This window comes from Bacillus cereus group sp. BfR-BA-01379 (assembly GCF_022663605.1).
GTDB classification, from domain to species: domain Bacteria; phylum Bacillota; class Bacilli; order Bacillales; family Bacillaceae_G; genus Bacillus_A; species Bacillus_A mobilis.
On record NZ_JAKUFT010000237.1, the window covers coordinates 1 to 296 of the forward strand.

A 296-nucleotide genomic window follows, 5' to 3' on the forward strand; every position below is an offset into this window, starting at 1 on the left:
AGATAATCAAGTTTTTGAAACACTTCATGATCAAAAAACGAGAAATACTCTTACGCTAAACCAAAATTCTTTGCAATTACACATAAAAGAATATAAAAGTTATAACCCATTCCCAAATAGGTTAATCTCACAATTACTCGTATTATCTGATGAAAATGTAGAGGCATTATCACCCATTTCAAAACAGATGAGTGTATATAGCTTTAAAGTTAAAGACTGGGAAAAGGCTAATAACATCGGCTCGTCATTCATAGACAAAATGAATACCGATGCGAACAACATTCAAGCAGATCACA

1 pseudogene is annotated in these 296 nt (G+C 32.1%); it reads left to right on the top strand.

The features are described from left to right. A pseudogene (locus MR113_RS27635) lies at positions 1-296 on the top strand (ABC transporter permease); the annotation flags it as partial.